Source organism: Micromonospora sp. NPDC000089, assembly GCF_042899365.1.
In the GTDB taxonomy this organism is placed as follows: domain Bacteria; phylum Actinomycetota; class Actinomycetes; order Mycobacteriales; family Micromonosporaceae; genus Micromonospora.
Window position 1 is genome coordinate 516,565 of sequence record NZ_JBIAZT010000003.1, and the last position, 26,054, is coordinate 542,618.

A 26,054-nucleotide genomic window follows, 5' to 3' on the forward strand; every position below is an offset into this window, starting at 1 on the left:
GGCAGGAAACCATGTCCAAGAGTCACCAGTGGATCTGGGCGGCCCTCGCCGTCGTCCTGATCGCCAGCGGTGTGATCGTCGCCGTGGCGGTCCGCCCCGATCGGGCTCCGGTCGCCGCGCCGGTGCTGGAGGCCGGCCAACCCGCCCCGGTGTCGATCGACTCGGCCGAGCTGACCTTCACCCGGCTCACCCGGCCGGCCCGTACCCAGGTCCGTGACGGCGCGGGTCGGGTGCTCGCGGTGTTCACCGACAACGCCCGTACGGTCCGGATCTCCGGGCCGGAACGGTCCTTCACCGAGCCCCGGTTCACCAGGTCGTCGGTGACCACCGACGCGTGGATCCGGCTCGCGCCCGCGCCCTGGAAGGCCGGCGCGGAGAAGGCGGCCTGGTTCCGGCCGTGGTTGAACAGGGCGGTGCGGGACCGCAGCCAGGACGCCCTCGCCATCTCGATGGACTATCTGGACGGCGCGGCCGCCAAGAAGGACGCCAAGGGACGCCAGTACGCCGGAGACGCCTCATTCGGCCCGCTCTCCAGCGCCGACCCGGACGGCCGCGCGGAGAACTCCGACTTCTACGACTACCTGGGTGTCGAGTGGGACTTCCCGGACGGCCGGCACGAGCGCCCGGCCCGGGACCACTTCCGCAGCCTGGACTGCTCCGGCTTCATCCGGATGGTCTACGGCTACCGGATGAAGTACCCGCTGCGGGGCACCAACACCAAGGGCGTGGGGCTGCCCCGCCGGGCGTTCGCGATGGCCGGGTTCGGCCCGGGCACGCTGCTGATCGCGAACACCGGCCGCGCCTCCCGGGAGTACGACCTGCTCCAGGAGGGCGATCTCGTCTTCTTCAACCACGGTGCGAACGCCGGCCCGAGCATCGAGCACTCCGGGATCTACCTCGGCGTCGACGACACCGGTCACCACCGGTTCTTCTCCAGCCGGGTGAAGGCGGACGGCCCGACGTTCGGCGACTTCGGCGGCGAGTCCCTGCTGGACGGCCCGGGCTACTGGTCGGGCCGGTTCCTCGCCGCTCGCCGGATCTGACCCACGGTCGGGCCACCCCGGTCGGGAACGGCCCGACCCGCCCGGTCGGGAACGGCCCGACCCGCCCGGTCGGGAACGGCCCGACCGGGCGTCAGTCGCGGGGAAGATCCGCGGCGGCCAACGCCTCGACCAGGTCCGCGCGGCGGGCCGCGTCGCGGCGTACCGCCCAGGTGACCTCCAGGTGGATGAAGACCGCGCCCTGCTTGCGGGCCTCCTCGGCCTGGGTGTTGGTGGTGCCCTCCAGCTGACCGCACCGGGTCGACCAGGCCCGGCAGGTGACGAAGCCGGCCTCGGTCAGCGCGTCGGCGGTCCGGCGCAGGGCCGGGTTCGATCGCCGCTGCCCGTTGGAGATCACCACGTCCTCGTCGGGGAGGCTCTGGTCGGCGAAGCCGTGCAGCTGGATCTGGTTGATGTGGTCGCGGGCGAACCTGTCGCTGACCAGCTGGAACAGGCCGTCCGAGTTGTGCGCCGCGTCGGCCTGCTCGTCGCCGGCCCGACGGTGCGCCCCGGCGACCAGCATGATGCTGCCCGGCACGGCCCGGAACAGCCGCAGGCCGACGTCCTCGGTGTGCAGGTCGGAGTTGGGGTGCGGCACCTCGATGGCGAGCTGCACCGGCTCGGACAGGTCCACCATGATCAGGCCCCAGGCGCGTTCTCCGCCCGCCTCCGTCCGGAACAGGGCGTAGTCCCGCCCGGTCTGCGGGTCCCGGCCCCGGCTGGCGGTGAAGCCCAGCGCGGTCAGCACGCCGGTCGCCTCGTCCAGCCCCGGTCGCCCGCGCAGCAGCAGCGTCACCGCCTGGCGCGCGGAGCGGCGTTCCTCGGCGTCCGGGTCCCGGTACGGGGCGGTGGGCTTGAGCTGCCGGACGAAGTCGGTCACCACGGTCCCCGGATCGGCCGGGGCGGACCCGGTGCCGGCCGGCGTGCCGGTCGAGCCCTGGCAGGCGGCGACGGCCAGCGACAGGGTCGCGCAGAGCGCGATCAGGCCGGTACGGGAGGCGCGATTTCGGGACATCGTCAGGCAGGTTACCCGGCCGGCGTGGCGGGTGCCGGGCCCGGCCGGTCACCCGCCGAGGATCCGGTCGAGGTGCGGGTTGGCGAACAGCCGGGCCGGGTCCAGCCGGTCGCGGACGGCCAGGAAGTCGGCGAACCGGGGGTACGCGGGCGCCAGCGAGGCCGCGTCCCGGTAGTGCAGCTTGCCCCAGTGCGGCCGGCCGCCCAGCGCCGTGGCCATCTCCTCCACCGCCCGGAAGTACGGCTCGTACGGCATCCCGACGTACTGGTGCACGGCCAGGTACGCGGAGTCGCGCCCGTACCCGTGCGACAGCCAGATGTCGTCGGCCGCGGTGAACCGCACCTCGACCGGGAAGAGCACCCGGAACGGCAGCCCGTCGACGATCCGGCGCAGCGCCGCCAGCGCCTCGGGCAGGGCGGCGCGCGGCAGCGCGTACTCCATCTCCACGAAACGGACCCGGCGCGGGGTGCAGAACACCCGGTCCGAGCGGCCGGTGTAGGTGCGTGCGGTGAGCGCCCGGGCGGAGACCGCGCTGATCCCGGGGGCCAGCGCCGGCACGGCGCGGCCCAGCCGGCAGGCCCCGGCGAAGACGGTGTTGGCCAGGAACTCGTCGTCCAGCCAACCGCGCCAGGCCGGTAGCGGCCGGTCGTCGGCCGGCACCCGGTCGTTGGTCTTGACCTGCACCCGGTCGGTGTACGGGAACCAGTAGAACTCGGCGTGGTCGTGCCCCTCGACCAACTCCGGCAGCCCGGCGAGCACCTCGGCCAGCGGCGCGGGCCGCTCGTGCGCCCGCAGGGTGAACGCGTCGACGCAGTCCAGCACCACCTCGACCAGCACGCCGAGCGCGCCCAGCCCGACCCGGGCGGCGGCGAACACGTCGGGGTGCCGCTCGGCGTCGCAGCGCAGCACCTGGCCGACGCCGGTGACCAGGGTCAGCGCGGAGACGAAGGTGGACAGGCAGCCGTGCCGGGCGCCGGTGCCGTGGGTGCCGGTGGAGATCGCGCCGGCCACCGTCTGCGCGTCGATGTCGCCGAGGTTGGGCAGCGCCAGGCCGTGGGCGGCCAGCAGCGCGTTGAGGGTGTGCAGGGTCGTCCCGGCGGGCACGGTGACCCGGTGACCTTCCACCCGGACCCCGGTGTCCAGTTCGGTCAGCTCGATCCGCCGCCCGTCGGGTACGGCGATGGGGGTGAACGAGTGGCCGCTGCCCACCGCCCGGATCCGCTCGCCGGCGGCGGCCGCGACGCGCACCGCCTCGACCACCGCGGCGACCGTCGTGGGGCGTACGACGGCGGTCGCGGTGCTGTGCTGGTTGCCGGCCCAGTTCGACCAGGCGGTGACGGTACCGGCCATCGGCGCTCCTCGACATGAATATGAAGTGACTTCATATCAGGAACGTTGTGCCTGGTAAATACCGCAATCAAGGTCGGCTCGTTGTACCGGTAGTCACGGGCTCGTGACATCTGGATATGTTCTTCCGTCGAAGGGGGGTGGCGCCGAGTGTCCACACCAGCCGCCACGACCGGGCCGCTGCGCCGCGTTCCGGTGCAGGGTCGAAGTGTCGCGCGGGTCCAGCGGATGCTGGACGCCTGCGCCGAACTCGTCGACGAAGTGGGGTACGAGGGGCTGACCACCACGCTGCTCGCCGAGCGCGCCGAGGTGGCGATCGGGTCGGTCTACCAGTTCTTCCCGGACAAGCGGGCGATCGTGCAGGCACTCACCCTGCGCACGATGGAGTCCTACCTGCAGCGGCTCGACGAGCGGTTCGCCTCCGACGACCTGACCCACTGGTGGGACGGCGTCGGCGCGGGGATCGACGAGTACATCACGATGCACCGCACCGTCCCGGGGTTCCGTACCCTGCACTTCGGCGACGTGGTCGACCTGCACCTGCTGGACGAGCAGCGGGACAACAACGGCGTGATCGCCGACCAGTTGGCCCGGGTGCTGACCGAGCGGTTCGGGATGACCGACGAGCCGCAGCTGCGGTTCTGCCTGGAGATCGCGGTCGAGGCCGCGGACGCCCTGATCAAGCTGGCCTTCCGCCGTAGCCCCGGGGGTGACGAGCGGGTGCTCGCCGAGGCCAAGGCGCTGATCCGGGAGTACCTGCACAAGCACGTGATGGCGGAGACCGTCCCGCAGGGCTGACGATCGTTGGCCGCGCCCGTCCCTAGAGGAAGGCGTGGCCCTCGCCGCGGTAGGTCGGCACCGTGTCGACCACCGCGTCGCCGTCGACCAGATGCAGCTCGTTGACGTGTTCGCACAGCTCGCCGGCCTTGGCGTGGCGGAACCACACCCGGTCGCCGATCCGCAGCCGGTCGGCCGCCGCGCCGGCCAGCGGCGTCTGCACCTCGCCGGCGCCCTCGGGGTCGACCAGCGCCAGCCCGGCCGGCAGCCACGGCCTGGGCAGCCGGCTGCGCTCCGCCGGGCCGGACGCCGTCCAGCCGCCGCCGAGCACGGTGGCCAGGCCGGGCCCGGGGCGCCGGACCACCGCGCAGGCGAAGAACGCCGCCGGGGTCGGCCGCCAGGCGCGGTACGCGTCGAACAGCGCCGGCCCGTACAGGCCGGATCCGGCGGTGACCTCGGTGACCGCGGGGTCGGCGCTGGTGGCGGCCACGCTGCCGGTGCCGCCGCCGTTGACGAACTCCAGGTCGGCGTGCTCCCGCACGGCGGCCACCGCCGCGGCCCGCCGAGCCGTCAGCTCCCGGTACGACCCGCGCTGGGCGAGCCGGATCGCCGCCCCGAGGGCCGCCCGTCCGGGCGGGGCGTCGCCGAGCCCGGCGATCTGCGCCTCGTACGACATCAGCCCGACCAGCCGGAAGCCCGGCCGGCCGGCGACGGCCGCGGCCAGCGCGCTGGCGGCCCGGGCGCTGTGCACCGGCGACCGGCGCACCCCCACGTGCACCCGGCCGCCGAGCGGTCGCCAGGAGGCGTCCAGGTCGAGGCAGACCCGCAGCCGCGGTCGGCGCCCCGGGGGGCAGGCCGCGTCGACCAGGTCGAGCTGCTCGGCGCCGTCGATCATCAGGGTCACCGCGGCGGCCAGTGTCGAGTCGGCGGCCAGTTCGGCGAGCGCCGCCCGGTCGGCTGTCGGATAGGCGACCAGTACGTCCCGGCTGACGCCGGTGCGGGCCAGCCAGAGCGCCTCGGGCAGGGTGAACGCCATCACCCCGGCCCAGCCGGTGCGGCCCAGCGCGCGGGCGATCAGCGCCCGGGCGCGGACCGACTTGCTGGCCACCCGCAGCGGCTTGCCGGCGGCCCGGTGGGCCAGCGCGGTGGCGTTGTGGTCGAAGGCCGTGAGGTCCACCACGGCGTACGGCGGGTCGAGGTGCGCGGTCGCCCGGTCCAGGCGCTCGCGCAGGCAGTCGCTGTCGGTGGCCACGGGTGCACGCTAACCGTCCGGAAGGCAATACGAAACACCCTCACGTATGCCGGGCTGCGGCCGGCGGCGTCGGCGGCCTAGGCTCGGCGAACAGGAGAATGTCGCGGGTGGGGAGGCCCCCCACCCGGGACTAGAGTGTTCCACCGGGACTGCCCAGAGTTGGGCCGGCACGTGGAGGTACGGCCATCGAAAGCCAGCAGAACGGCGAGTCGCCCGGCGTGTCGCCCCCCGGCGGCACCCCGACCGGGGACGGCACCAGCCACACCGGCGGCTCGCCCGCCGGCCCGGGCGAGGGGGCGAGCGGCGCGGGGCGGCCGGGCGTCCCAGCCGCCGCGTCGGCCGCCGACCGTTCCGGCGCCGCCGCGATCCGGTCGGTGCTGCGCATCAGGCCGTTCCGCCGGCTCTGGATCGTGCTCGGCGTCGCCTCGTTCGGCGACTGGCTCGGCCTGCTCGCGACCTCGGTCTTCGCCGCCTCGCAGGTCTCCGGCAGCACCGCCCAGGGGGGCGCGTTCGGTGGCGTGATCGCGATCCGGCTGCTGCCGGCGCTGGTGCTCGGGCCGCTGGCCGGGGTGTTCGCCGACCGGTTCGACCGGCGCTGGACGATGGTCATCTGCGACCTGCTGCGCTTCCTGCTGTTCGCGTCGATCCCGCTGGTCGCCCTGCTCGGGGTCAGCGGCGGGCTGGTGGTCACCTGGGCGCTGGTCGCCACCTTCCTGATCGAGTCGATCACCCTGCTCTGGATCCCGGCCAAGGAGGCCGCGGTCCCCAACCTGATCCCGCGCGCCCGGCTGGAGACCGCCAACCAGCTCACCCTGATCACCACGTACGGCCTCACCCCGATCCTCGCGGCGGCCGTCGCCGCGGTGCTCGACCGCAGTGTCCGAGCCGTCGCCGGCGGCGACCTCGGCTGGGCGGAGCCCGCCCAGCTCGCGCTCTGGGTCAACTCCTTCTCCCGGCTCGCCACCGCCCTTGTGGTGGCATTCGGGATCAAGGAGATCAGCCACCAGCAGGCCGGCGAGCGTGGAGAACGCGCCGAGCAGGGCATGCTGAGCCAGTTCACCGAGGGCTGGAAGTTCATCGGCCAGACCCCGCTGGTGCGCGGCCTGGTGCTCGGCATCTTCGGCGCGTTCGCCGGCGGCGGCATCGTGATCGGCACGGCCAAGTTCTTCGCCGCCTCGCTGGGCGCCGGTGACGCCGCCTTCTACCTGCTCTTCGGTGCGATCTTCATCGGCCTGGCGATCGGCATCGGGCTCGGCCCGATGATCGTCCGGGACATGTCCCGACGCCGCTGGTTCGGTATGAGCATCGTGCTGGCCAGCGCCTCGGTGCTGGTGCTCGCGTTCGCCATCCACCTGTCGATGGCGATCCTCGGCGCGATCCTGGTCGGCGCCGGCGCCGGAATGGCCTTCCTGGCCGGCACCACGCTGCTCGGCGGCGAGGTCGCCGACGAGGTGCGCGGCCGGGTCTTCGCGGTGGTGCAGATCGGCACCCGGTTGGTGCTGATCCTGGCCATCGGCCTGAGCAGCCTGCTGGTCGGTGTCGGTGGCTCCCGCAAGCTGACCATCGCCGACCTCGGCATCTCGGTCTCCTCGACCCGGCTGCTGCTGCTCGCCGCGGGCGCCGCCGGGATCTTCGCCGGGATCAGCGCGTTCGGCCAGATGGACGACAAGAAGGGCGTACCGGTCCTGGCCGACCTCTGGGGGTCGATCCGGGGTCGGCCGCTGATGCCGGCTGAGCCGTTCGTCTCCAACGGCCTCTTCGTGGTCTTCGAGGGCGGTGAGGGCGCCGGCAAGTCCACCCAGCTGGAGGCGCTCGCCGAGCGGCTGCGCGGGCAGGGCCGCGAGGTGGTGGTCACCCGCGAGCCCGGCGCCACCCGGGTTGGCGAGCGGATCCGCTCGCTGGTGCTCGACACCGGGGCGGAGGCGCCGTCGCCGCGCGCCGAGGCGCTGCTCTACGCCGCCGACCGGGCGCACCACGTGGCCACCGTGGTCCGGCCCGCGCTGATCCGGGGCGCGGTGGTGATCAGCGACCGGTACGTCGACTCCTCGCTGGCCTACCAGGGCGCCGGTCGTACGCTGCCGGTCCAGGAGGTCTCCTGGCTGTCGTCCTGGGCCACCGGCGGGCTCAAGCCCGACCTGGTGGTGCTGCTCGACGTCGACCCGCGCACCGGGCTGTCCCGGGTGGCCGCCCGCAACCAGGGCGCCGACCGGCTGGAGGCCGAGTCGGTGGCCTTCCACGAGCGGGTCCGGTACGCCTTCCTCGACCTCGCCGCCAACGACCCGAAGCGCTACCTGGTGCTCGACGCGTCCCGGCCGGCCGGGGAGATCTCCGCCCGGGTCGGCCGCCGGGTCGAGGAGTTCCTGGTGGACCCGGCAGGCATCGTGCACCCGCGCCCCGCGCAGGGGCCGGACACCTCGGTGCAGCCGGAGTTATCCGACGCGGAGCTGGTGACGATGGAGCGCCGGCCCTGATGCCGGACGTCTTCGCCGACCTGGTCGGCCAGGACGAGGCGGTGGACACGCTGCGCCGGGCCGCCGCCGCGGCCGCCGCCGGGCTGCGCGCCGCCCACCTGCCGGCACCTGCCCCGCGGGCCGAGGCCGCGCCGGACGACGAGCTGGACGGCCTCGCCGACGCCGTCGACCCGGGTGCCGGGATGACGCACGCCTGGATCTTCACCGGGCCGCCCGGCTCCGGCCGGTCGGTGGCCGCCCGGGCGTTCGCCGCTGCGCTGCAGTGCGTGCACGGCACCGGCTGCGGCGAGTGCCCCGGCTGCCACACCACGCTGGCCGGCACGCATGCCGACGTCCGGCTGGTGGTGCCGGAGGGGCTGTCGATCGGGGTCGGCGAGATGCGCGCGCTGGTGCTGCGGGCCGCCAGCACCCCGTCCGGCGGCCGGTGGCAGGTGGTGATCATCTCCGACGCCGACCGGCTCACCGAGGCGGCCGGCAACGCGCTGCTCAAGGCGATCGAGGAGCCGCCGCCGCGGACGGTCTTCCTGCTCTGCGCCCCGTCGACCCACCCGGACGACGTGTCGGTGACGATCCGGTCGCGCTGTCGGGTCGTACCGCTGCGGCAGCCGTCGGCCGACGCGGTGGCCGAGGTGCTGGTGCGCCGGGACGGCATCGCGCCCGACGTGGCCCGGTGGGCCGCGGCGGCCGCGCAGGGGCACGTCGGCCGGGCCCGCCGGCTGGCCCGCGACCCGGAGGCCCGCAAGCGGCGGGACGCGGTGCTCGCGGTGCCGCGCCGGCTGACCGGGATCGGCGCCGCGCTGGACGCCGCCGCCGCGCTGATCGAGGCGGCCGAGGCGGAGGCGGCGGCGTCGGTGGCCGAGTCCGACGAGGCCGAGCGGGCCGCCCTGCAGACCGCGCTCGGCGCCGGTGGCACCGGCCGGGGCGCGGCGGGCGCCATGCGCGGCGCCGCCGGGCAGCTCAAGGACCTGGAGAAGCGGCAGCGGTCGCGGGCCACCCGGGCCCAGCGGGACGCGTTGGACCGGGCGCTGGTCGACCTGGCCGGCTTCTACCGGGACGCGCTGACCATGGCGCTGCGCGCGGCGGTCGCCCCGGTGCACACCGACACCGCCGCCACCGCCGAGGCGGGCGCGCAGCGGTGGGCGCCGGAGGGGGCGCTGCGCCGCCTGGAGGCGGTGCTGGCGTGCCGGGCGGCGATCGAGGCGAACGTGAAGCCGCGGATCGCGGTCGAGGCGATGATGCTCGACCTCTGGCGGGGCTGACCCCCACGGCTGTCCACAGCCCATCGACAGGCATGGTGCCGTACGGTACGGTCCGGTGAATGCCGTGGTGACCGAGGCGGCACGCTGGGTGAGGTCGGCCGGGGGGAGATCCGATGCCGCGTGGGGAGATCGACGAGGCCTGGATCGAGGAGGCCGTGCGGCGCTACCGCCGCATCGAGTCGCTGCAGGCCGAGTTCGACCAGGCGGTGGCCACCGTCGAGGTCACCGTACGCTCGCCCGACGGGCTGGTCGAGGTGGTGGTGACCGCCGGCGGGCGGATCACCGACGTCCGGTTCCTCGGTCCGCTGCACGCCCGTAACCCGCGTGAGGTCGCCGGCTCGGTGCGGGCCGCCGTGACCGCGGCCGCGGACGCCGCCGACTGGGCCCGGGAGAAGCTGCACAACGAGACCTTTGCGGCGTACCGGCCGCTGGCGGGGGCCTGAGATGGATGCGCTGCGCTCGCTCGCCGCCCGCCTCGACCAGGCCAGCGACACGCTCGCCGTGGTCGCCCGCACGGTCACTGCCGCCGATCCCGCCCACCCCGCCTTCGGAGCGCACGCGCCCGGCCGGCCCGGCGAGATCGGCCGCGCGCTGCACCGTCAGTGGACCGCCGCGACCGGCGACCGAGCCCGGGAGGCCGCCGCCGCCTCGGCCCGGCTGACCGCCGCCGCGTCCGCCGTCCGCAGCGCCGCCGACCGGTACGCCGACGCCGACGACGGCGCCCGTCGCCGGCTGGTCGGGGAGGCGTGATGGACGCGCTGGACCGGCTCGCCGAGCCGGCCCGGGAGCTGCTCGCCCGGGTGGACGACCGGCTGGCCGAGGGCGCCCCCGAGGCGCACCCGGTCTGGCCGCTGCTGCGCCGCATGCGGCTGCTGCCCGGCGAGGCGCTGGGCGTCTTCCTCGAGCTGCACCCGGGGCCGCTGGCCACCGCCGGGCACGCCGTGCGCCGGCACGTCGGGGAGTACGACGACGCGTGCGCCGCGCTCGCCGACCCGGTGCTCTGGTCCGGCCCGGCCGCCGGGGCGTACGACGAGGCCCGCGGGGCGCTGCTGCGGCACTTGGACGAGGGTCCGGAGAGCCTGGTCGGGCGGCTGGAGGCGACGGCCGGGTACGCCGACGCCCTGGCCCACTGGGTGGAGGGCAGCCGGCTCGCGGTGGCCCGGGTGCTCGCCGAGGTGCTCGGCTCGGCCGAGGCGGTCCGGGTGCGGGCGGAGTCCCCCGCCGGCGCGCTGGCCGCCGCGGAGATCGCCACCCGGGTTCTCGCCGTGCTCGGGGTGGCCTACGACGGCGCCGAGACACTGCTGCGGGAGTGGTCACCCAGCCTGGGCGAGTCGACCTGGCGGCCACCGACCGGCGGCCCGGCCCACCACGGCCGCCCGGTCCGGGTCGGCTGACGCTCCGGTCCGATCTGTGCTCCGCACGCCAGCTGGCGGGTGCCGGCTGCCGCGCGGGCGGCGCTCGGCTCGCAGCCGACTGCGCCGGGTGACGGTTCGGCGACCGGTGGCTCAGCCGGCGCGGTCCGCTCGTCGTAGGGTGGGGGCATGGGCATGCTCTGCGCGGTCAGCTTCAACCGGTACGGGCGGCTCTACTACCTCGACCCGGGCGAACTCCGCCCGCAGGTCGGCGACCGGGTGCTGGTGCCCACCGATGACGGGCCCGAGGTGGCCGAGTGCGTCTGGGCCGCCCAGTGGGTCACCGAGGAGACCGACGGCTTCCCCAAGCTGGCCGGGCTGGCCGGCGACGACGACCTGCGCCGGGACGAGCTGCTGCGCCGACGCAAGGCCGAGGCCAAGGTGGCGTCGAAGCGGCTGATCCGCGAGCACGGCCTGCCGATGAAGGTGGTGGCCGTCGACCACGTGCTCGGCAGCGCCGACGGCGGCGGCGACCGCACCACCGTCTACTTCACCGCCCCGCACCGGGTGGACTTCCGCTCGCTGGTCCGCGACCTGGGCGCGACCCTGCACTGCCGGGTGGAGCTGCGCCAGCTCTCCGCCCGCGACTCGGCCCGGGTGCAGGGCGGGATCGGCTCCTGCGGGCGCGACCTGTGCTGCGCCACGTTCCTCAACGACTTCGAGCCGGTGACCATCCGGATGGCGAAGGAGCAGGACCTGCCGCTGAACCCGCTGCGGATCTCCGGCGCCTGCGGTCGGCTGATGTGCTGCCTCAAGTACGAGCACCCGCTGTACCAGAAGTTCCAGGAGACCGCCCCGGCGATCGGCACCCGGGTCACCACGCCCGGGGGTGACGGCAAGGTGGTCGGGCACAGCGTGCCTCGGGACGCGGTGACCGTGCGTCTGGATGCCGACGGCTCACGCTCCATGTGCTCCCGCGCTGATGTCTGCGGCTCCCGCCGCGCCTACGAGACCCGTGAGCAATCGGGCGCGGAGGGCGCGGCGCGCTGATCGGCGTGCCTGCTCGTTCCTGAACCCGGAAACCGGTGGGTGGCCCGCATGCGACGCGCGACGCCGGGTGTGCGGAGCGCTGGGTCGGACCCGCTGGGGACCGGCGTCGGCCACCGGTCCCCAGCGGTCGGTGCTCAAGCGCGGTCGTGGAGGGTGACGTGGTATCCGTCCGGGTCGGCGAAGGTGAACGTCCGGCCGAAGGGGCCGTCGATCGGTGCCGAGACGATGGTGTGGCCGTCGGCGACGAGAGCGTCGTGAATGGCCTGGACGTCGGTGGCGTGCAGCCAGATCGCGGCCCCGATGCCGGGCCGGGCGACGGATCCGAGGTCGGTGCCGGGAACGACGTCACGGAGTGCGAACGCGATCGGTCTCGTCTGGAAGACGACGGCGTGCGGAGGCCCGGCCGGTGAGCGGACAAGGCCGAGATACGTCTCGTAGAACGCCTGCGAAGCGTCGAGGTCACGCGCCTGCAGTGAGACGAAGTCGGGGCCGGTGACGGGCATGGTGGTGCTCCTTTCGTGGATGTCAGTTTCCTGACATCGCCTAGGTTATGTCAGAATGCTGACATGGGTCAAGACGGTGTCGGCGTCAACCTGGAAACGTCCCTCGGCTACCTGCTGAAAGAGGCGTCGAGCGTCCTTCGCACAGCCATGGAGGAGGTGCTGCGGCCACTCGGGATGAGCGTCACGCACTACTCCTGCCTCGAACTGCTGGCTCAGCGGCCGGGCTTGTCGAACTCCGAGCTCGCGCGGGGTGCGTTCGTGACCCGGCAGTCGATGAACGTGCTGCTCCAAACCCTGGAGCGAGAGGGCTACGTGACCAGGCCCGCGGAACCGCCGGTCGGGAAGGCGCTTCCCGCGCGGCTCACGCCTCGCGGCCGGCGGAGCCTGGAGCAGGCGACCGCGGCGGTCCGGTCCGTCGAGGTCAGGATGCTGGCCGGCATGACCGGGGCCGAGCAGTCGGAAGCGTTCCGGATCCTGAAAACCATGATCCGATCCCTGCGCGACGACGGCGACGCTGCCGTCCGCTCCGAAGAACCGCCTCCGGCAGAGTAGGGGCATCCGCTGGGTCGAGAATCTGCCGAGACCGCCTGCGGGGAGCGGCTCAGCGGATCACGATGGGTGGCTCGGCCAGGCGTGGGGCGAGCGGGGTCTTCGGCGTGACCCAGCTGGCGGTGGGTGACCGGTCGGGGTTGAGCTGCCAGTCGCGGGCCACCCGGTCCACCGCGATCGGGTAGATGGTCAGCGTGCCGTCCGGGTCGATCCGCATCCGCAGGAACGACTTGGCGTCGTCGATGCCCTGCCCGGCGAACAGCTCGTTGAGGTTCACCCCGAACGCGCCGGCGACCAGCAGGTACGCCGCCACCAGCTGGGTGCCGAGCAGCCCGATCACCGGGCCGTAGAGCACCGCTGCGGCGACCGCCGGCAGCGGCCACGTCCAGTCGTACATGGGCAGGTGCAGCCAGACCCAGGTGCCGCCGGCGGCCAAAGCCACGTGGGCCAGCCCGTGCCCCACGCCGAGGATCCAGTGCCGGGCGTGCCGCTTGGCGCCCGCGGTCGGCGGCGCGGCGAACAACACCGCCCCGAGCACCGTCACCGCCAGCATCATCACCAGCGGGACGCTGAACAGCCGCTGCTCGGTGCCGTCGGTGCGGTGGGCCGCCACCCCGGCCATGGCCAGCATCAGCAGCACGTGCAGCGTGCCGATCAGAGTGCCGAAGCCCGGGTTGCGGCGCGGCAGCCGGTGGAAGATCCCCCAGCCGTACCGGCGGGAGCGGGCCGCCGCCGGGAAGCGGGCGACCAGGTCGTACGGGCGGGTGCGGCTGGCCCGGCGGGACAGGGTGTCCCGCGGTGGGACCTCGATCCGCTCCGGGAGCTTGTGGGTGGGGTAGAGGTAAGCCCCGCCGCCACCGCAGGTGATCAGCTGCCGCTCCGGGCCGGCGTACCGGGCGTAGTGGTGCAGGTCGCCGGAGACCAGCAGCCGCACGTGCGCCCCGGTCGGCGCGATGATCGTCCGGACGAAGTAGTCGATCGAGTCGTACGCGGTGGGGTGGTCGACGGCCTTGACCCAGGTGGGCGCCGGCACCGCCAGGATCACCCGGCTGTCCGGCCCCAGCCGGCGGGCCACCTCGTCGAAGTAGGCCAGCTGCGGGTCGTCGATGTACGACCCGGACTGGTCGTCGAGGCCGAGCAGCCACCAGCCGGCCGGCAGCTCGACCGCGAAGTACGAGCGGGACTGGCCGGTGGTCCAGCCGCCGAAGTGCCGGTCACGAGACCGGACGAACAGCCGCAGAAAGGCGGTCAGGCCGTCGTACCAGTCGTGGTTGCCCGGCACCGCGAAGAGCGTCGGCCCCTCCGGGCCGCCCACCGGCAGCGCCGCCTCGTACGGCCCCTTGCACCGGTCCTCGTACGCCTCGTAGGCCGCCGACGGGTAGACCTGGTCGCCGCCCATCACCAGGGCGCGCCCCCGGGGCAGCCGGTGCCCGTCGACCGCCAGCTCCGGCTGGGCGAGCAGGTACGCGATCGAGTAGGTGGCGTCGAAGCCGTCACCCAGGTCGGCCACGTAGTCCAGCCAGAGGCCGCCGTCCGGCCCGACCTGCCGGGCGATCCTGGCGTCCAGCGCGTTCTGCAGCTCCCGCTTGTCCAGGTACGCCCGAAGAGCATCGCCAGCAGCGTCCGGATGCCGGTGCTGATCAGCAGGAACGGCGCGAGCCACGGCACCGGCGGGCGCGGCGTGAAGCCCAGCTCCCGCGGGTCCAGGCTGTGCGGGCGGCGGGCGGCGCGCTCGCCCGGGGCGTGTTCGTCGTCCGCGCCCGGGCGGGGCCCGCGCTCGCCGTCGTGCCGCTGCTCGCCGTCGTGCCGCTGCTCGCCGTCGGGCTGCCGCTCGCCGTTGTTCGGGGTGCCGTGGTCGTCGGTCACCGGCGCAGCGTAGTCCCGGCGTACGACGGTCGCTGTCCGGCGGACGACCCGAATGTCCGGATCGGCGCCACCGTCGGGAAGAACGGGTGCAGTTGTGGTCGTCCCAGCGACAACAACTGCACCCGATGTCGCGGACCGGAACCCCCTGGGTCGGGGTGCGGGTGGTGCCGTACACTTGCTGATCGTTGCCGCCTTAGCTCAGTCGGCTAGAGCGACGCACTCGTAATGCGTAGGTCGACGGTTCGATTCCGTCAGGCGGCTCGGTGAAGAAGCCCAGGTCATCGACCTGGGCTTCGCCGTTTCCCGAACTCGGTCGCGCCGCCCGTGGCGCCGCTCCCCGACCGATGGCAGGGAGTACCCGGCGAGCGTGGCGCGGTCGCGCCACACACCTTGTGCCGACCATGTCAGGCAACCGCAAGCCGGACCGCCCTGCCGCTCAAGCCCCGCGACCAGTGTGGGCAACTCCGCCGGGTCCGTCGCCGACCGGCTCGCTCTGTGGCGGCGCGGCAGCGCCCGCCGGCTCCGCCGTTCGTAGCCGCCGGACGTCCCGGCTGGTCAGCATGCCGAGGACGGCCAGCACCACCATCGTGGCGAGGATCAGCAGCGTCTCCCGGGCGCCGATCGCCGCCGCGACCGGTCCGACCGCGACCTGGCCGAGTGGGATGGCGACCCAGGACCCCAGCATGTCGTACGAGTAGACGCGGGCCAGCCGGTCGGCCGGGACGTTCTGCGCGATCGAGGTTTCCCAGGCGACGGCGAACTGTTCGACGGCGATGCCGACCGCCACCGCGGCCACCAGGAGCACGATGAGGGTGGCGCCCAGGGCCAGCCCCAGCAGCAGGAACGACTCGGCGAACATGCAGGCCACCCCGAGCAGCAGCGGTCGACGAACCCGGATTCGCAGGGCGATCAGCCCGCCGGCCACCATTCCGGCGGTCTCCGCGGCCAGCACCACACCCCAGTTGCCGCGGCCGATCGTCGCGTCCGCGATCGCCGGGCCGAGCACGTTCACGCCGCCGGCGAGGGCGGCGTTGAGAACCAGGAAGCCGAGCACCACCACCCACACCCAGGTCCGGGCGGTGAACTCGGTCCAGCCTGCCCTGAGGTCGGCGAAGATGTTCGTGCGGCTGGCTGCGGGTGCGGCGACGCGGACCCCGAGAAAGGCCACCGCCGCGACGGCGAAGGTGAGCGCGTCGACGGCGAGGCCCCAACCAGGCCCGACGGCGGCCACCAGAAGCCCGCCGAGCGCGGCGCCGCCGATCATGCCCGCGTTGATGCCGAGCCGGATCAGTGCGTTGGCCTGCTGGACCCGCTCCGGTGGCACGGTCTGCGGCGTCGCGGCGGCCGAGGCCGGCTGGGACAGCGCGCTCACGACGCCGTTGGCCGCGCCGAGGGCCAGCAGCAGGGGGATCGTCGCGGTGCCGGTGAGCACCAGGGCCGCCACGGCCGCCTGGGTCAGCGCACCGAGCACATTGGAGCCGACCAGGACCAGGCGGCGCGGGATCCGGTCGGCCACCACTCCGCCGAGGAGGACGAACAGCACGGTCGCTAGCGACCGCGCGCCGACCACGATGCCGAGGTCGCGTACCGAGCCGGTCAGATCGAGTACGGCGAAGGCCAGCGCGATGGGGGCGACGCCGTTGCCCAGCATGTTGACCAGCCGGCCGGCGGCGAGGTGCCGGAACGGGGCGGACCGCAGCGGAGCCAGCATCAGTCCTCCATGGTGGTCGGGCCGACGCGGATCGACGGAGGCGCGGGGGCGGGCGGCGTAGGGCCAATGATCGGCGCACCCCGGCCGCCCAGTCGAACGATTCTCTCGCCGGCAGAACAGCCCGATCACGCGGTCATCGACGCCGGGGCGCACGAGCGAACCAGATGGCGGGCCGGGAACCGGCGGGGCAGGATGGCCGGATGACGCTTCCGGAGACCGTCCTGGCGGACCTCGCCCGGGCCTGGGGGCCGGCGTTGGGCGATCGGCTCCTGGGCCTGTACGTGCACGGCTCGCTGACCGCCGGCGACTTCGCGGTCGACCGCAGTGACCTGGACCTGCTCGCGGTGCTGGACGGTGACCCGGACGACGACCTCCTCGACGTGCTGGCCGGGTTGCACGCGGATCTCGACCGGCGACACCCGCGGTGGGCCGGCCGGATCGAGGTGGAGTACGTCTCGCTGGGCGCGGTCCGGGACGCGGCAGCCGGGCGCACCGGTCACGAGCACGTCATCGCCCGGGTCAGCCCCGGTGAGCTGCTGCACCTACTGCCCGCGACCCGGCACCGCGTGGTGACCTGGTCCACCGTCCACGACCAGGGCCGGGGCCTGCTGGGGCCGCCCGCCGGGGCGTTGCTGCCCGCTATCGACGCCGACCTGGTCCGCTCCGCCCTGCTGGACCACGTCCGCGACTGGCCCGAGTGGGCGACCGGGATGGAGAGCGCCGGAGGGCAGTCGTACGCGGTGCTCACCCTCTGCCGCGCCCTGCAACGCCTCCGGTACGGCCGGCAGCTGTCCAAGCGGCAGGCCGCCGACGCGACCATCGACACCGACCCCCGTTGGGCGGAGCTCGTCGGCTGGGCGCGGGACTGGTGGTACCACGCCGGCCTGGACACGGAGCCCGGCCGGGCCGGCGACGTGCGGGACTTCGTGAACGAGGTCAGCGCCGCCATCCTGGCCGCGGAACCCGGAGCGCACGTCGACCTCTCCCGGTGATCGCCGACGCCGCCGGCCGTACGACGAACCCGCCGGAGGTGATCGGCGCATCCGTCAGCTCCGGCGCCGAGCCGGCGGGCGGCGCGGCCCGGGACGGCGGGGCTGGTCAGTCCGTACGGTCGGTCAGTCGGCGCAGCACCAGCGCGGCGGTGCCGGCCGCGACCACGGTGGCCGCCCCGGCGACGGCGAGGCCCCGGTCGCTCCCGGTCGCCGTGGTCCCGTCGCCGGTGTCCGGCGTGCCCTTCGGCAGCACCTGGAGCGGTCGCATCATCTCGTTGTCCTCGTGCTCAAGGATGTGGCAGTGCCACACGTACCGGCCGGGGTTGGCGAACCGCACCAGGATCCGGGTGATCTCGTCCGGGTAGGCCAGGATCGTGTCGATCAGGCCCAGCTCCTGGGGAGCCGGCGGTGTGGTGCCGTCGGGCCCCCGGCCGACCAGCCGGAACTGGGTGTCGTGCAGGTGGATGGGGTGCGCGTCCGCCGTGGTGTTGTGGAACTCCCAGATCTCGGTCTGGTCGACGGTCGCGATCTCGGTGACCGGGTCGCTCCATTCGAGCGGGATCGCGGTGCCGTTGGCGTCCACGACGCCGAGCAGCACCTCGACCGGGCCCACGCCGGCAAGTTCCTGTTCCAGCAGGGCCAGTTTCCGGGTACGGATCGGTGGGGCCAGCGCCGGCACCGGAGGCAGGGCCAGGGTCTCCGGCGGGGCGCTGCGGTCGGCGCCCACCAGGCCCCCGACCACGAACTTCAGCACCTGGCCGGTGGTCTGCGGGTCGGTCGGCTCGCCCGGGTCGGTGTAACCGGCGAGCGGCGCGTCCGGGCCCTCGTTCACCAGGTAGAGCTCGGTGCCCGCCGGGACCTTGCTGAAGTCCACGATCACGTCCGCCCGGTAGGCGTTGCCGAGCACCAGCTTCTCGACCCGGACCGGGTCCGGCAGGAAGCTGTTGCGGGTGCCGATCTGCCAGAACGGCAGCACCGGCTGGGCCGGCCTGGTGGTCGGGTTCGCGGCGATCGAGAGGATCAGTGAGCGGGAGCCACAGGCGTTGAGCAGCCGCAGCCGGTAGCGGCGCCGTTCCACCGGCAGCACCGGCCAGGTGGCGCCGTTGACCACGATGGTGTCGGCGAAGAACTCCGGGTTCCAGATCGGTGGCACGTCCGTGTACGGGATGTAGGGCCCGGTGTATCCGTCGAAGTAAGCGCGACTGGCCGGGTAGAACAGCGACCCGTCGGTCAGGAACGACCGGTCCGCGATCACCAGGGGAATCTCGTAGCGGCCCGGGCCGGGTCGTCCGTCCAGGGGGCCGGTGGTCGCGGGCAGCGTCCCGAGCGGCAGGTCGGACGGGCCGCCGCGCAGGAAGTACGCCCCGGCGAGCCCGGCGTAGATGTTGACCCGGGTGATGCCCAGCGCGTGGTCGTGGTACCAGAGGAACGCGGCGGGCTGCTGGTTCGGGTACTGGTAGGTGGCGGTGCCGGGCTGCCACGGTACGCCGTACTTCCTGGCGAACTGCGCCTTGTAGCGGTCGTAGAAGGTGCCCACCCGGGCGTACCCGGCCGGGATGTTGCCGGCCTGCGGCAGGTACCAGGCCTCGGGGTAACCGTCGCTCTCCTCCGGCGTCAGCCCACCGTGCAGGTGGGTGACCAGCGGCACCGGCCCGGTGTACGGGCCGGGAGTGGTGGTGAAGGTGGGCTTCGAGTCACGTCCCCTGATCCCGCCGGGCGGATTGGCCCAGTGCAGCGTCGGGTCGACCGCGAACAGGTGCGGCAGGTACCTACCGCGTGCGTCGACGAGCTGGTTGGCCCAGGTCACCCGCACCGGCCGGCCCACCTTCGCCTCGATGGACCGGCCCGGGAACTGGAACGTGCCGGGGTGGGTCAGTGAGCCGTACCCCCAGACGGTCGTGCGGGGCAGGCCCTTGGGCAGCACCTGCTGGGCGAACTGCCGGACGGCGATCCGGTACTCGTCGATGCCACCTGGCTGGCCGCTGACCGGCATCGGCGGGGTCAGCGGCAGCTCGGTGACGTACTTCGGGATGGTGGTCGGATCCAGCGGTGCGGCCTGGCTGGCCGGGACCGCGAGGCCGGGGGAGCCGCGCAGCAGGATCGCGGCACCGCCGGCGGCGCCGGCCAACAGAACTCTGCGACGGTCCATGTCTCCACTCCCTTCCGATGCTTCGTGCGTCAGAGGCAGTAGATAAGGCCTTTCACATTGTCTGCGTGGTTTGTCGGCTGCTTCATCCTTTGGTGTAGTTGGGCACCCGCCGACGATGGCTCGCCACCGCCGGGCGCGCCATGACCAAGGAACGCACCAGCAGCGGGGCGCGGACGCTCCTTGCCCCGCGTTTGGTGCGGTGCTACGTCAGGGTAAAGCGCTGTCATGACTGAACTACCGCTGCACATTCTGACCGAGGCTGGATTCACCTCTGAGGAGGCGAACTCGATCGTAGATGCGTTGCTGAAGGGCGTTGACCTCCACGATGGAGGGGCCGGCCCAGGCTCGCCCGACATCGACGCACTCTCGCCGGAGAAGAAGGACGCTCTGGAGCGGTTCAACATCGCCGTCGCCGCCGACGGCTGAGAGTTCCACGGCGATTCTGGGCGGTCAGCCAGGCTCCGCCGCCCGAGGGCCTGGCTGACCGGCGCTCAGCTCAACGTCGCGTCGTACCTGTCGCGCAGCTCGGCTCCTTTGTGCACGGTGCGACGTGGGCCTCACTGCTTTCCGCTCGGCGTTCCGGCCGAACCTCCGTACCGAGTTGTCCGCCGATCGACGATCATGTGCGGGTGATCCTCGCGGCGGTCGTGGGCCGCCCCGGGGAGCCGGCGGAGGCGGCCGCCGAGCGGACGTGGCGACGGGTCACCGCCGACGGCGACTGGTCGGTCGACCACGATGGCTGGTACTGCACCCGGGCGGGTCTGCTGCTCGACCGCGGATCGGTCTGCGCCAAGGCCGGCACCCGCCAGGGGGCCGCCGAGGTGACCCTGTTCGGTCGGCCCGCTCAGCTTCGGTAGAGGGTCTCCAGGTAGGCCGGGCCGTACCGCTGCTCCAGCGAGGCCAGCGTCTCCGCGCCGCCCTCGACCTCCTTCACCAGTCGCGGCCGGGTCGGCAGCACGTCCGGCTGCCAGGTCTCCGGCTGCCAGAGGTGCGAGCGGAGAAACGCCTTGGAGCAGTGGTAGAAGATCTGCTCGATCGCCACCTCCACGACGAGCACCGGCCGGTGCCCCTTGACCACCATGTCGTCGAAGTACGCCGCCTCGCGCACCAGCCGGGCGCGGCCGTTGATCCGCAGGGTGTCCGTCCGGCCCGGGATCAGGAAGATCAGCCCGACGTGCGGATTGTCCAGGATGTTGCGGTAGCCGTCCGCCCGGCGGTTGCCCGGCCGCTCCGGAACGGCGATGGTGTGCGCGTCCAGCACCCGGACGAAGCCGGCCGGGTCGCCCTTGGGCGAGACGTCGCAGCTGCCGTCCGCGCCGGCCGTGGCCAGCAGGCAGAACGGCGACGCGGCCAGCCACTGCCGGTCCCGTTCGTGCAGCGCCACCCGCTCCTTGGCCAGCGCCCGGGGCAGCGGCGCCCCCAGCAGCTCGCGCAGTTCCTCGTGCGTGGTGATCTCCACCGTCACGTCCGCCTCCCCCGACCGTTGATCTCGGTGGCGGGCACTCGGCGTCGAGCCCCGCCGCCGACAGCCTATGCGGGCGCGGCGACCCGGGTTTGCCCGTCGACCGGGCGGGTACGGGCTCACCCAGCCCCCCGACGTGAAGCAGTGGAGGCCCACCATGGAGAGCCGCCTGAAGGTGCTCGGCCATCCCGTGCACCCGATGTTGGTGATGTTCCCGGTGGCGCTGCTGGTCACCGCCACCCTGTTCGACATCGTCGACACCGTCGGCGGGCCCGACTTCCTCGCCGAGGTGGCGTACTGGAACATCACCGTCGGCCTGGTCGGCGGCCTGCTGGCCGCGGCGGCCGGCTCGTTCGACCTGCTCGCCATCCCGGCCGGCACCCGCGCCAAGCGGGTGGCGCTGCTGCACGCCGCGGCGAACGTCGCGGTGATCCTGCTCTTCGCCGCCGTCTGGGCGGTCCGGCTGAACGCGGACTCCCGGGCGGCCGGCGGCTCGCTGATCGCCATCGAGGTGGTCGGCCTGGCCATCCTCGGCGTCAGCGCCTGGCTCGGCGGCGAGCTGGTCGACCGGCTCGGCGTCGGCGTCGACCGCGACGCCAACCTGGACGCCCCCAGCTCACTGCGGCCGGCCACGGCCGAGCGGCGGATCGGAGACGTGCGATGACCGAACACCAGAGCCGCGGCTGGCGGGGCCGGCAGTCGAGCTGGGACCCGATGGGCGAGCTGCAGGCGCTGCGGGCCGAGCTGAGCCGGCTGGTCGGCGGTGGGCGGGGCAACTCGGCGGACGTGGAGCTGACCGAGACCGCGGGCGGCTGGGAGGTCGTCGTCCGGCTGCCCGGCGTGGCCCCGGAGGAGGTCGCCGTCGAGCTGGACGACCGGGAGCTGTGCGTCCGCGCCCGCTCCGAGGCTGAGGTCAACGCCGACCAGGGCATTCCCGGCGGCTTCGAGACCCGCGGCTTCGAGTACCGGATCGACCTGCCGTCCCGGGTGGACCCGGACGGGATCGACGCGGTGATGGACCACGGGCTGCTCCGGGTGCACCTGCCCCGGGCGTCCCGGCCCGCGCCGCGCACCATCACCGTCGGCCGCACCGGCTACCGCGGCGGCCCGGCCGTCGGCGGTACGACCGGGGGCATGGTCGACACCAGCGGGATGGCCGATCCGGCCGCCGACCGGGAGCTGCACCACCCGGACACCACCGTCGACGAGATCGACCGGCCGTAGGGCTCGGAGTGAACACTCCCTCCCTGCTCGGCCCGGTGGGCGAGCGCGTGCCCGACGTCCGTCGGATCGCCGTGCTGCGGGCCAACGCGCTCGGCGACTTCATCTTCCTGCTGCCCGCGCTGGAGTCGCTGCGGGCCGCGTACCCGGAGGCGGAGATCGTGCTGCTCGGCGCGCCGTGGCACGCCAAGTTCTGGCGCGACCGGCCCGGCCCGGTGGACCGGGTGCTGGTGATCCCGCCGGCCACCGGCATCCGGGCCCCCGACCCGGGCGAGGAGCCGTCGTCGATGGACGACTTCCTGGAGCGGGCCGCGAAGGAGGGCTTCGACCTGGCGTTGCAGGTGCACGGCGGCGGGGGCAACTCCAACCCGATCGTCAGCCGGCTGGGTGCCCGGGTCACCGCCGGGCTGCGCGCCGAGAGCGCGCCGCCGCTGGATCGCTGGATGCGCTACGTCTACTACCAGCACGAGGTGATCCGCTACCTGGAGGTGGCGGCGCTGGTGGGGGCGCCGGCGGTCACCGTCATCCCGTCGCTCGCCGTCACCGACGCGGACCGGGCCGAGGCGCGGGAGGTGCTCGGCGAGCCCGATCGGCCGCGGGTCGCGCTGCACCCGGGCGCCACCGACACCCGCCGCCGCTGGCCCGCCGAACGCTTCGGCGAGGTCGCCCGCGCGCTGCACGACCGGGGGTACGAGGTGCTGGTCACCGGCACCCCGACGGAGCAGGCGGTGGTGGACGCAGTGGTCGCGGCGGCCGGTGTGCCGGTCCGCCCACAGGTCGGCACGCTCAGCCTCGGCGGGCTGGCCGGGGCGTACCAGGGGTGTGCGCTGGTGGTCTCCAACGACACCGGGCCGCTGCACCTGGCCGGCGCGGTGGGCACCCCCACGGTCGGGGTCTACTGGCTGGGCAACCTGATCAACGGGGCCACCCCGCTGCGGGCCCGGCACCGGCCGATCACCTCGTGGACGACGCGCTGCCCGGTCTGCGGCGTCGACTGCACCACCAGCATCTACCCGCACCGCCCGGGCGACGGCGAGTGCCCGCACCGGGACTCGTTCGTCACCGACGTGCCGGTGGTCGAGGTGCTGGAGGCCGCCGCAGACCTGCTCGACGCCGCGGACGGCCCGGAAGCCTGAGCCGCCGCCCGGCGGCGGGTGTCTGAGCGGCCGGCCCGGGCTCAGGCCGGCTGCGGGGTGTCGGTCTCGGCGAGCACGACCTCCCACGCCTCGACGTCCCGCTCGGTGACCGTGGTCGGGGACTCCAGGTGGTACGCGCCGCTGGGCAGGACGCCGGCGCCGCCGTGCCGCGCCATCACCGACAACTGGGCCGCGACGTCCTCGCCCTGGTGCTTCTCGTCCAGCCGGCGCCAGAAGTCGAAGCCGCCCGAGTCGACCAGGGCGGCCCGGTCGTAGAGCACGCAGCCGCCGATCCAGGAGACCTTGTACGCCCGCCAGGCGCCCGGCGGGAGATTCAGCTTCTGCGTCACGTGCAGCAGGTTCGCCGCCGGGTGGATGGACGCCCGGTGCCACTGCGGGGTGTCCGGCCGGACCCGCTCCGGCACCGGTGGGCCGTCCCACTCCTCGTAGTGCCCGTGCGTCTCCGGGCGGACGTCGTCCGCGTACGACAGGCCGTGCACCGCGTTGCCGACGAAGCCGCAGCCCAGCTCGCCGATCGCGGTGACCAGCCGGGACAGCGCGCCCGGCTCCAGCCAGACGTCGTCGTCCAGGCAGAGCACGTAGCGGGCGACGGACTGGTCCAGCAGGTACGCCCGGTGCTCGGCCAGCCCGCGCCGGGGCAGCCGCCGGGTGAGCAGCACCGGGTGCCCCTGGTGGCGCAGCGCGCGCGCCATGGTGGCCACGGCCGGGTGGGCGTACGCCGGGTCGCCGTCGGACTGGTCGCTGACCACCACCCCGAAGCCGGGCACGTCCGCCTGGGCGGCCAGCCCGGACAGGGTGACCGCCAGCTCGGTGGGCCGGTTGCGGGTCGGGATCAGCACGTCGAGCTGGCGTGGCAGGCGGAACTCCCCGGGCGTGCCGAGGTCGAGCGGACGGTTCACGTGGGCCTTCCCAGTTGTGGCGTAGCGGGCTGGTGCGCCTGGGCGCGGATCCGCTCGATGATGGCGGAGGTGGACCGGTCCGGCACGTACCCGAGGGTGCGCACCTGGCCACCGAGGCGGCGCACCAGCGGCGCCTCGGGGACCATCTCCGGCGGGTAGTCGCCACCCTTGACGTAAACGTCGGGGCGGACGGTCTCGATCAGGCCGGCCGGTGAGTCCTCCTCGAAGACCACCACGTGGTCCACGCAGGCCATGGCCGCGAGCAGGGTGACCCGGTCCTCGACCGGGTTGACCGGCCGGTCGGGGCCCTTGAGCCGGCGCACGCTGCCGTCCGAGTTGACCGCCACCACCAGCAGGTCGCCGAGGGCCCGGGCCTGTTCGAGGTAGCGCACGTGCCCGGGGTGCAGCACGTCGAAGCAGCCGTTGGTGAACACGATCGACCGGCCGGCGCGCCGGTGCGCGGCCACGATGCTGTCCAGCTCGCGCGCGCCGACCAGGGTCGGGTGGGCGGTGCCGCCCTCGGGTCGCTCGTCCAGCGCGTCCAGCAGGTCCTCTCGCCGGCATACGCAGGTGCCGGTGTCGGAGACGGTGATGGTGGCGGCGAGCTGGGCCAGCTGGGCGGCGGTGGGCAGCGGCGCCGCGGCGGCCAGCGCGAGCGTCATCGCCGCCAGGTACGCGTCTCCGGCGCCCACCGTGTGGCTGGCCGGGACGGGGGTGCTGTGGCTGCGCCGGGGCTCGCCGTCCGCCCCGCCGACCACCGCGCCGTCGGTGTCCAGGGTCACCGCGACCACGTCGGCGCCGGTGTGCGCGCGCAGCTCGGCCAGCCGCGATTGCGCCAGCACGGCCCGGTCGACCTCCCCGCCGCCGGTGGCCGCCACGGTCAGGCCGGTGCCGGTGACGCTCAGCCCGTCTCCGGTGAGCGCGACCCGTCCCTCGCCGGGCGTGGGCTCCCCGGTCGGCCCGGTCCCGCGGGGAAGCCCGGCGGCCATGGCGGCGGCGGTCGTCCCGTGAGCGTCCCGGGCGGCGGCGACGGCCTCGTGGGCGCGGCCGGGAGCGGCGCCGACGGTCAGCTCGGACGGGCCGTCCTCGGGGTCGCCGGTCGGGTGGTCCAGGTGCAGGTCGGCGCCGTGGCCGGCGGGCGCGGGCGGGGCGCCGAAGCCGGCGGCGGCCCGGGCCAGCAGCCGGGTCGCCTCGGCGAAGCTCGGGGTCACCACGGTTGGGTTCAGGCCTCGCCAGTCGGCCAGGTCGTGGGCGTCCAGCGCGACGGTGGCGAACCGCTCCCGGTTGATCACCAGCCAGGCGCGCACCGCGGCGGGCAGCGCGCCCAGGCCGTAGTCGCAGACCACCAGCGTCGGGTCGGCGCCGCCGGCGGCCGCCTTGAGCTCCTCGGTGGCGCAGTCCAGCGCGGTGAGCAGGCCCCCCACCCCGTCCGGGTCGAGCGGCTCGTCCGGGTCGCCGGAGTCCTCCCGGAGCAGGATCTGGTTCCCGGCCAGCATCCGCCGCTTCACCGGCGTCGGCCGGTGCGCCTGGTTGACCGTCCGGTCCCACACGCCGGCCCGGTCCAGGCAGTCGTGCAGCTCGTCGCCGGCCACGTCCGCGCCGACCGGGGCGACCAGCAGCGCCCGGCCGCCGAGGGCGGCGATGTTGACCGCCGTGTTGGCGGCGCCGCCGGCCGCGGAGATGCGCCGGCGCAGGGTGAGGACGGGCGCGGGCGCCTCCCGGCAGAGCCGTTCGGAGTCGGCGAACCGCCACTCGTCGAGCATGGCGTCGCCGACGACCAGGACCGGTCGCCGCTGCCAGCTCTCCACGACGGTGGCGAGCGGGCGCTGTTCCGCTGCTGCTCCTGCCATGCCCTCCCGGGTCCCCGCGCTCCTGCCGTCGAAACATCGCCCTGGCGCGTCGCGACCTCGCCCCGGCGCGTCGGTCCGGCGCGTCGCGGTGGGTTTCGCGGCGGGGACAGCGGGCAGGGACAAGAGGTAACC

Annotated in this window: 24 protein-coding genes, 1 tRNA gene and 1 pseudogene; 16 read left to right on the plus strand and 10 right to left on the minus strand. The window is 74.2% G+C overall.

All coding sequences use genetic code 11. From position 1 onward, the window contains the following. Positions 1 to 11: 11 nt before the first annotated feature. Positions 12 to 1,043: an NlpC/P60 family protein gene (locus ACFY3U_RS09080; protein WP_387197347.1), complete on the plus strand. Its 1,032-nt coding sequence runs from the start codon at positions 12 to 14 to the stop codon at positions 1,041 to 1,043. 91 nt (positions 1,044 to 1,134) lie between these two features. Here the strand turns inward: ACFY3U_RS09080 and ACFY3U_RS09085 are convergent, their stop codons facing one another. Together ACFY3U_RS09085 and ACFY3U_RS09090 are read right to left on the minus strand one after the other, a co-directional pair. Beyond that, positions 1,135 to 2,055 (minus strand): hypothetical protein, encoded by a 921-nt coding sequence (locus ACFY3U_RS09085; protein WP_387197350.1) that lies wholly within the window; start codon positions 2,053 to 2,055, stop codon positions 1,135 to 1,137. A 48-nt stretch (positions 2,056 to 2,103) separates the two neighbouring features. Then, the gene (locus ACFY3U_RS09090) at positions 2,104 to 3,405 is read right to left on the minus strand and encodes a D-arabinono-1,4-lactone oxidase (RefSeq protein WP_387197353.1); all 1,302 of its coding nucleotides are present in this window, start codon (positions 3,403 to 3,405) and stop codon (positions 2,104 to 2,106) included. A gap of 225 nt (positions 3,406 to 3,630) precedes the next feature. Here ACFY3U_RS09090 and ACFY3U_RS09095 point away from each other — a divergent pair, with 225 nt between their 5' ends. Next, positions 3,631 to 4,200 carry a TetR family transcriptional regulator gene (locus tag ACFY3U_RS09095; protein ID WP_387197670.1) on the plus strand — a complete coding sequence of 190 codons (570 nt, stop codon included), beginning with the start codon at positions 3,631 to 3,633 and terminating at the stop codon, positions 4,198 to 4,200. Between the two features lie 22 nt (positions 4,201 to 4,222). Here the strand turns inward: ACFY3U_RS09095 and ACFY3U_RS09100 are convergent, their stop codons facing one another. Beyond that, positions 4,223 to 5,431 (minus strand): amino acid deaminase/aldolase, encoded by a 1,209-nt coding sequence (locus ACFY3U_RS09100; protein ID WP_387197356.1) that lies wholly within the window; start codon positions 5,429 to 5,431, stop codon positions 4,223 to 4,225. A 149-nt stretch (positions 5,432 to 5,580) separates the two neighbouring features. Here ACFY3U_RS09100 and tmk point away from each other — a divergent pair, with 149 nt between their 5' ends. The 6 genes from tmk (at position 5,581) to ACFY3U_RS09130 (ending at position 11,563) form a co-directional block, all read left to right on the plus strand. Continuing rightward, complete coding sequence (tmk, locus tag ACFY3U_RS09105; protein ID WP_387197673.1) at positions 5,581 to 7,902, plus strand: dTMP kinase; 2,322 nt, start codon at positions 5,581 to 5,583, stop codon at positions 7,900 to 7,902. Continuing rightward, positions 7,902 to 9,161 carry a DNA polymerase III subunit delta' gene (locus ACFY3U_RS09110; protein WP_387197359.1) on the plus strand — a complete coding sequence of 420 codons (1,260 nt, stop codon included), beginning with the start codon at positions 7,902 to 7,904 and terminating at the stop codon, positions 9,159 to 9,161. The genes tmk and ACFY3U_RS09110 overlap by 1 nt, the downstream gene beginning before the upstream one ends. A gap of 113 nt (positions 9,162 to 9,274) precedes the next feature. After that, positions 9,275 to 9,604 carry a YbaB/EbfC family nucleoid-associated protein gene (locus ACFY3U_RS09115; protein WP_387197362.1) on the plus strand — a complete coding sequence of 110 codons (330 nt, stop codon included), beginning with the start codon at positions 9,275 to 9,277 and terminating at the stop codon, positions 9,602 to 9,604. A gap of 1 nt (position 9,605) precedes the next feature. Further along, positions 9,606 to 9,911, plus strand: coding sequence for a hypothetical protein (locus ACFY3U_RS09120; RefSeq protein ID WP_387197365.1), 306 nt, complete (start codon positions 9,606 to 9,608; stop codon positions 9,909 to 9,911). Beyond that, entirely contained in the window at positions 9,911 to 10,555 is a 645-nt protein-coding gene (locus tag ACFY3U_RS09125; RefSeq protein WP_387197368.1) for a hypothetical protein, read from the plus strand. The genes ACFY3U_RS09120 and ACFY3U_RS09125 overlap by 1 nt, the downstream gene beginning before the upstream one ends. A gap of 147 nt (positions 10,556 to 10,702) precedes the next feature. Then, a complete protein-coding gene (locus ACFY3U_RS09130) occupies positions 10,703 to 11,563 on the plus strand; it encodes a stage 0 sporulation family protein (RefSeq protein WP_387197371.1) in 861 nt (286 codons plus the stop codon). A gap of 134 nt (positions 11,564 to 11,697) precedes the next feature. Here ACFY3U_RS09130 and ACFY3U_RS09135 read toward each other — a convergent pair whose 3' ends face one another. Further along, positions 11,698 to 12,066 carry a VOC family protein gene (locus ACFY3U_RS09135; RefSeq protein ID WP_387197373.1) on the minus strand — a complete coding sequence of 123 codons (369 nt, stop codon included), beginning with the start codon at positions 12,064 to 12,066 and terminating at the stop codon, positions 11,698 to 11,700. Positions 12,067 to 12,129: 63 nt separating this feature from the next. Between ACFY3U_RS09135 and ACFY3U_RS09140 the strand changes: the two genes are divergently transcribed. Beyond that, complete coding sequence (locus ACFY3U_RS09140) at positions 12,130 to 12,618, plus strand: MarR family winged helix-turn-helix transcriptional regulator (protein ID WP_387197376.1); 489 nt, start codon at positions 12,130 to 12,132, stop codon at positions 12,616 to 12,618. A gap of 49 nt (positions 12,619 to 12,667) precedes the next feature. Here the strand turns inward: ACFY3U_RS09140 and ACFY3U_RS09145 are convergent. Beyond that, positions 12,668 to 14,535, minus strand: a pseudogene (locus ACFY3U_RS09145) (metallophosphoesterase family protein). Positions 14,536 to 14,668: 133 nt separating this feature from the next. Between ACFY3U_RS09145 and ACFY3U_RS09150 the strand changes: the two are divergent. After that, positions 14,669 to 14,742, plus strand: a tRNA-Thr gene (locus ACFY3U_RS09150). Between the two features lie 175 nt (positions 14,743 to 14,917). On the opposite strand, the gene ACFY3U_RS09155 is transcribed toward ACFY3U_RS09150, so the two are convergent. Continuing rightward, entirely contained in the window at positions 14,918 to 16,192 is a 1,275-nt protein-coding gene (locus tag ACFY3U_RS09155; protein WP_387197379.1) for an MFS transporter, read from the minus strand. Positions 16,193 to 16,392: 200 nt separating this feature from the next. On the opposite strand from ACFY3U_RS09155, the gene ACFY3U_RS09160 reads away from it, so the two are divergent. Next, positions 16,393 to 17,184, plus strand: a complete 792-nt coding sequence (locus ACFY3U_RS09160; RefSeq protein WP_387197381.1) for an aminoglycoside adenylyltransferase domain-containing protein — start codon at positions 16,393 to 16,395, stop codon at positions 17,182 to 17,184. Positions 17,185 to 17,290: 106 nt separating this feature from the next. Here the strand turns inward: ACFY3U_RS09160 and ACFY3U_RS09165 are convergent, their stop codons facing one another. Continuing rightward, positions 17,291 to 19,333: a multicopper oxidase family protein gene (locus ACFY3U_RS09165; protein WP_387197384.1), complete on the minus strand. Its 2,043-nt coding sequence runs from the start codon at positions 19,331 to 19,333 to the stop codon at positions 17,291 to 17,293. Between the two features lie 225 nt (positions 19,334 to 19,558). Here ACFY3U_RS09165 and ACFY3U_RS09170 point away from each other — a divergent pair, with 225 nt between their 5' ends. Together ACFY3U_RS09170 and ACFY3U_RS09175 are read left to right on the plus strand one after the other, a co-directional pair. Continuing rightward, positions 19,559 to 19,759 carry a hypothetical protein gene (locus ACFY3U_RS09170; protein WP_387197387.1) on the plus strand — a complete coding sequence of 67 codons (201 nt, stop codon included), beginning with the start codon at positions 19,559 to 19,561 and terminating at the stop codon, positions 19,757 to 19,759. A gap of 203 nt (positions 19,760 to 19,962) precedes the next feature. Continuing rightward, complete coding sequence (locus ACFY3U_RS09175) at positions 19,963 to 20,190, plus strand: hypothetical protein (RefSeq protein WP_387197390.1); 228 nt, start codon at positions 19,963 to 19,965, stop codon at positions 20,188 to 20,190. Here the strand turns inward: ACFY3U_RS09175 and ACFY3U_RS09180 are convergent. Continuing rightward, on the minus strand, positions 20,178 to 20,798 hold the full coding sequence (locus ACFY3U_RS09180) for a pyridoxamine 5'-phosphate oxidase family protein (protein ID WP_387197393.1): 621 nt from the start codon (positions 20,796 to 20,798) through the stop codon (positions 20,178 to 20,180). The genes ACFY3U_RS09175 and ACFY3U_RS09180 overlap by 13 nt on opposite strands. Before the next feature lie 154 nt (positions 20,799 to 20,952). Here ACFY3U_RS09180 and ACFY3U_RS09185 point away from each other — a divergent pair, with 154 nt between their 5' ends. From ACFY3U_RS09185 to ACFY3U_RS09195, 3 genes are read left to right on the plus strand one after another with little or no spacing between them, the layout of a single operon-like run. Then, on the plus strand, positions 20,953 to 21,459 hold the full coding sequence (locus ACFY3U_RS09185; protein WP_387197396.1) for a DUF2231 domain-containing protein: 507 nt from the start codon (positions 20,953 to 20,955) through the stop codon (positions 21,457 to 21,459). Further along, the gene (locus ACFY3U_RS09190; protein WP_387197399.1) at positions 21,456 to 22,019 is read left to right on the plus strand and encodes an Hsp20/alpha crystallin family protein; all 564 of its coding nucleotides are present in this window, start codon (positions 21,456 to 21,458) and stop codon (positions 22,017 to 22,019) included. The genes ACFY3U_RS09185 and ACFY3U_RS09190 overlap by 4 nt, the downstream gene beginning before the upstream one ends. Before the next feature lie 8 nt (positions 22,020 to 22,027). Beyond that, positions 22,028 to 23,152, plus strand: a complete 1,125-nt coding sequence (locus tag ACFY3U_RS09195; protein WP_387197401.1) for a glycosyltransferase family 9 protein — start codon at positions 22,028 to 22,030, stop codon at positions 23,150 to 23,152. Positions 23,153 to 23,193: 41 nt separating this feature from the next. Here ACFY3U_RS09195 and ACFY3U_RS09200 read toward each other — a convergent pair whose 3' ends face one another. Together ACFY3U_RS09200 and rfaE2 are read right to left on the minus strand one after the other, a co-directional pair. Then, positions 23,194 to 24,072: a glycosyltransferase family 2 protein gene (locus tag ACFY3U_RS09200; RefSeq protein WP_387197403.1), complete on the minus strand. Its 879-nt coding sequence runs from the start codon at positions 24,070 to 24,072 to the stop codon at positions 23,194 to 23,196. Beyond that, positions 24,069 to 25,922, minus strand: coding sequence for a D-glycero-beta-D-manno-heptose 1-phosphate adenylyltransferase (gene rfaE2 / locus ACFY3U_RS09205; protein WP_387197406.1), 1,854 nt, complete (start codon positions 25,920 to 25,922; stop codon positions 24,069 to 24,071). The genes ACFY3U_RS09200 and rfaE2 overlap by 4 nt, the downstream gene beginning before the upstream one ends. Positions 25,923 to 26,054 lie beyond the last annotated feature (132 nt).

What these genes read in the sequence shown, in the direction of transcription:
- ACFY3U_RS09160 (WP_387197381.1), top strand. Translation starts at nt 16,393, where the DNA reads ATGACGCTTCCGGAGACCGTCCTGGCGGACCTCGCCCGGGCCTGGGGG.
- ACFY3U_RS09085 (WP_387197350.1), bottom strand. Translation starts at nt 2,055, where the DNA reads ATGTCCCGAAATCGCGCCTCCCGTACCGGCCTGATCGCGCTCTGCGCG.
- ACFY3U_RS09080 (WP_387197347.1), top strand. Translation starts at nt 12, where the DNA reads ATGTCCAAGAGTCACCAGTGGATCTGGGCGGCCCTCGCCGTCGTCCTG.
- ACFY3U_RS09170 (WP_387197387.1), top strand. Translation starts at nt 19,559, where the DNA reads ATGACTGAACTACCGCTGCACATTCTGACCGAGGCTGGATTCACCTCT.
- ACFY3U_RS09165 (WP_387197384.1), bottom strand. Translation starts at nt 19,333, where the DNA reads ATGGACCGTCGCAGAGTTCTGTTGGCCGGCGCCGCCGGCGGTGCCGCG.
- ACFY3U_RS09110 (WP_387197359.1), top strand. Translation starts at nt 7,902, where the DNA reads ATGCCGGACGTCTTCGCCGACCTGGTCGGCCAGGACGAGGCGGTGGAC.
- ACFY3U_RS09115 (WP_387197362.1), top strand. Translation starts at nt 9,275, where the DNA reads ATGCCGCGTGGGGAGATCGACGAGGCCTGGATCGAGGAGGCCGTGCGG.
- rfaE2 (WP_387197406.1), bottom strand. Translation starts at nt 25,922, where the DNA reads ATGGCAGGAGCAGCAGCGGAACAGCGCCCGCTCGCCACCGTCGTGGAG.
- ACFY3U_RS09095 (WP_387197670.1), top strand. Translation starts at nt 3,631, where the DNA reads ATGCTGGACGCCTGCGCCGAACTCGTCGACGAAGTGGGGTACGAGGGG.
- ACFY3U_RS09120 (WP_387197365.1), top strand. Translation starts at nt 9,606, where the DNA reads ATGGATGCGCTGCGCTCGCTCGCCGCCCGCCTCGACCAGGCCAGCGAC.
- ACFY3U_RS09190 (WP_387197399.1), top strand. Translation starts at nt 21,456, where the DNA reads ATGACCGAACACCAGAGCCGCGGCTGGCGGGGCCGGCAGTCGAGCTGG.
- ACFY3U_RS09090 (WP_387197353.1), bottom strand. Translation starts at nt 3,405, where the DNA reads ATGGCCGGTACCGTCACCGCCTGGTCGAACTGGGCCGGCAACCAGCAC.
- ACFY3U_RS09155 (WP_387197379.1), bottom strand. Translation starts at nt 16,192, where the DNA reads ATGCTGGCTCCGCTGCGGTCCGCCCCGTTCCGGCACCTCGCCGCCGGC.
- ACFY3U_RS09185 (WP_387197396.1), top strand. Translation starts at nt 20,953, where the DNA reads ATGGAGAGCCGCCTGAAGGTGCTCGGCCATCCCGTGCACCCGATGTTG.
- ACFY3U_RS09140 (WP_387197376.1), top strand. Translation starts at nt 12,130, where the DNA reads ATGGGTCAAGACGGTGTCGGCGTCAACCTGGAAACGTCCCTCGGCTAC.
- ACFY3U_RS09130 (WP_387197371.1), top strand. Translation starts at nt 10,703, where the DNA reads ATGGGCATGCTCTGCGCGGTCAGCTTCAACCGGTACGGGCGGCTCTAC.
- ACFY3U_RS09125 (WP_387197368.1), top strand. Translation starts at nt 9,911, where the DNA reads ATGGACGCGCTGGACCGGCTCGCCGAGCCGGCCCGGGAGCTGCTCGCC.
- ACFY3U_RS09135 (WP_387197373.1), bottom strand. Translation starts at nt 12,066, where the DNA reads ATGCCCGTCACCGGCCCCGACTTCGTCTCACTGCAGGCGCGTGACCTC.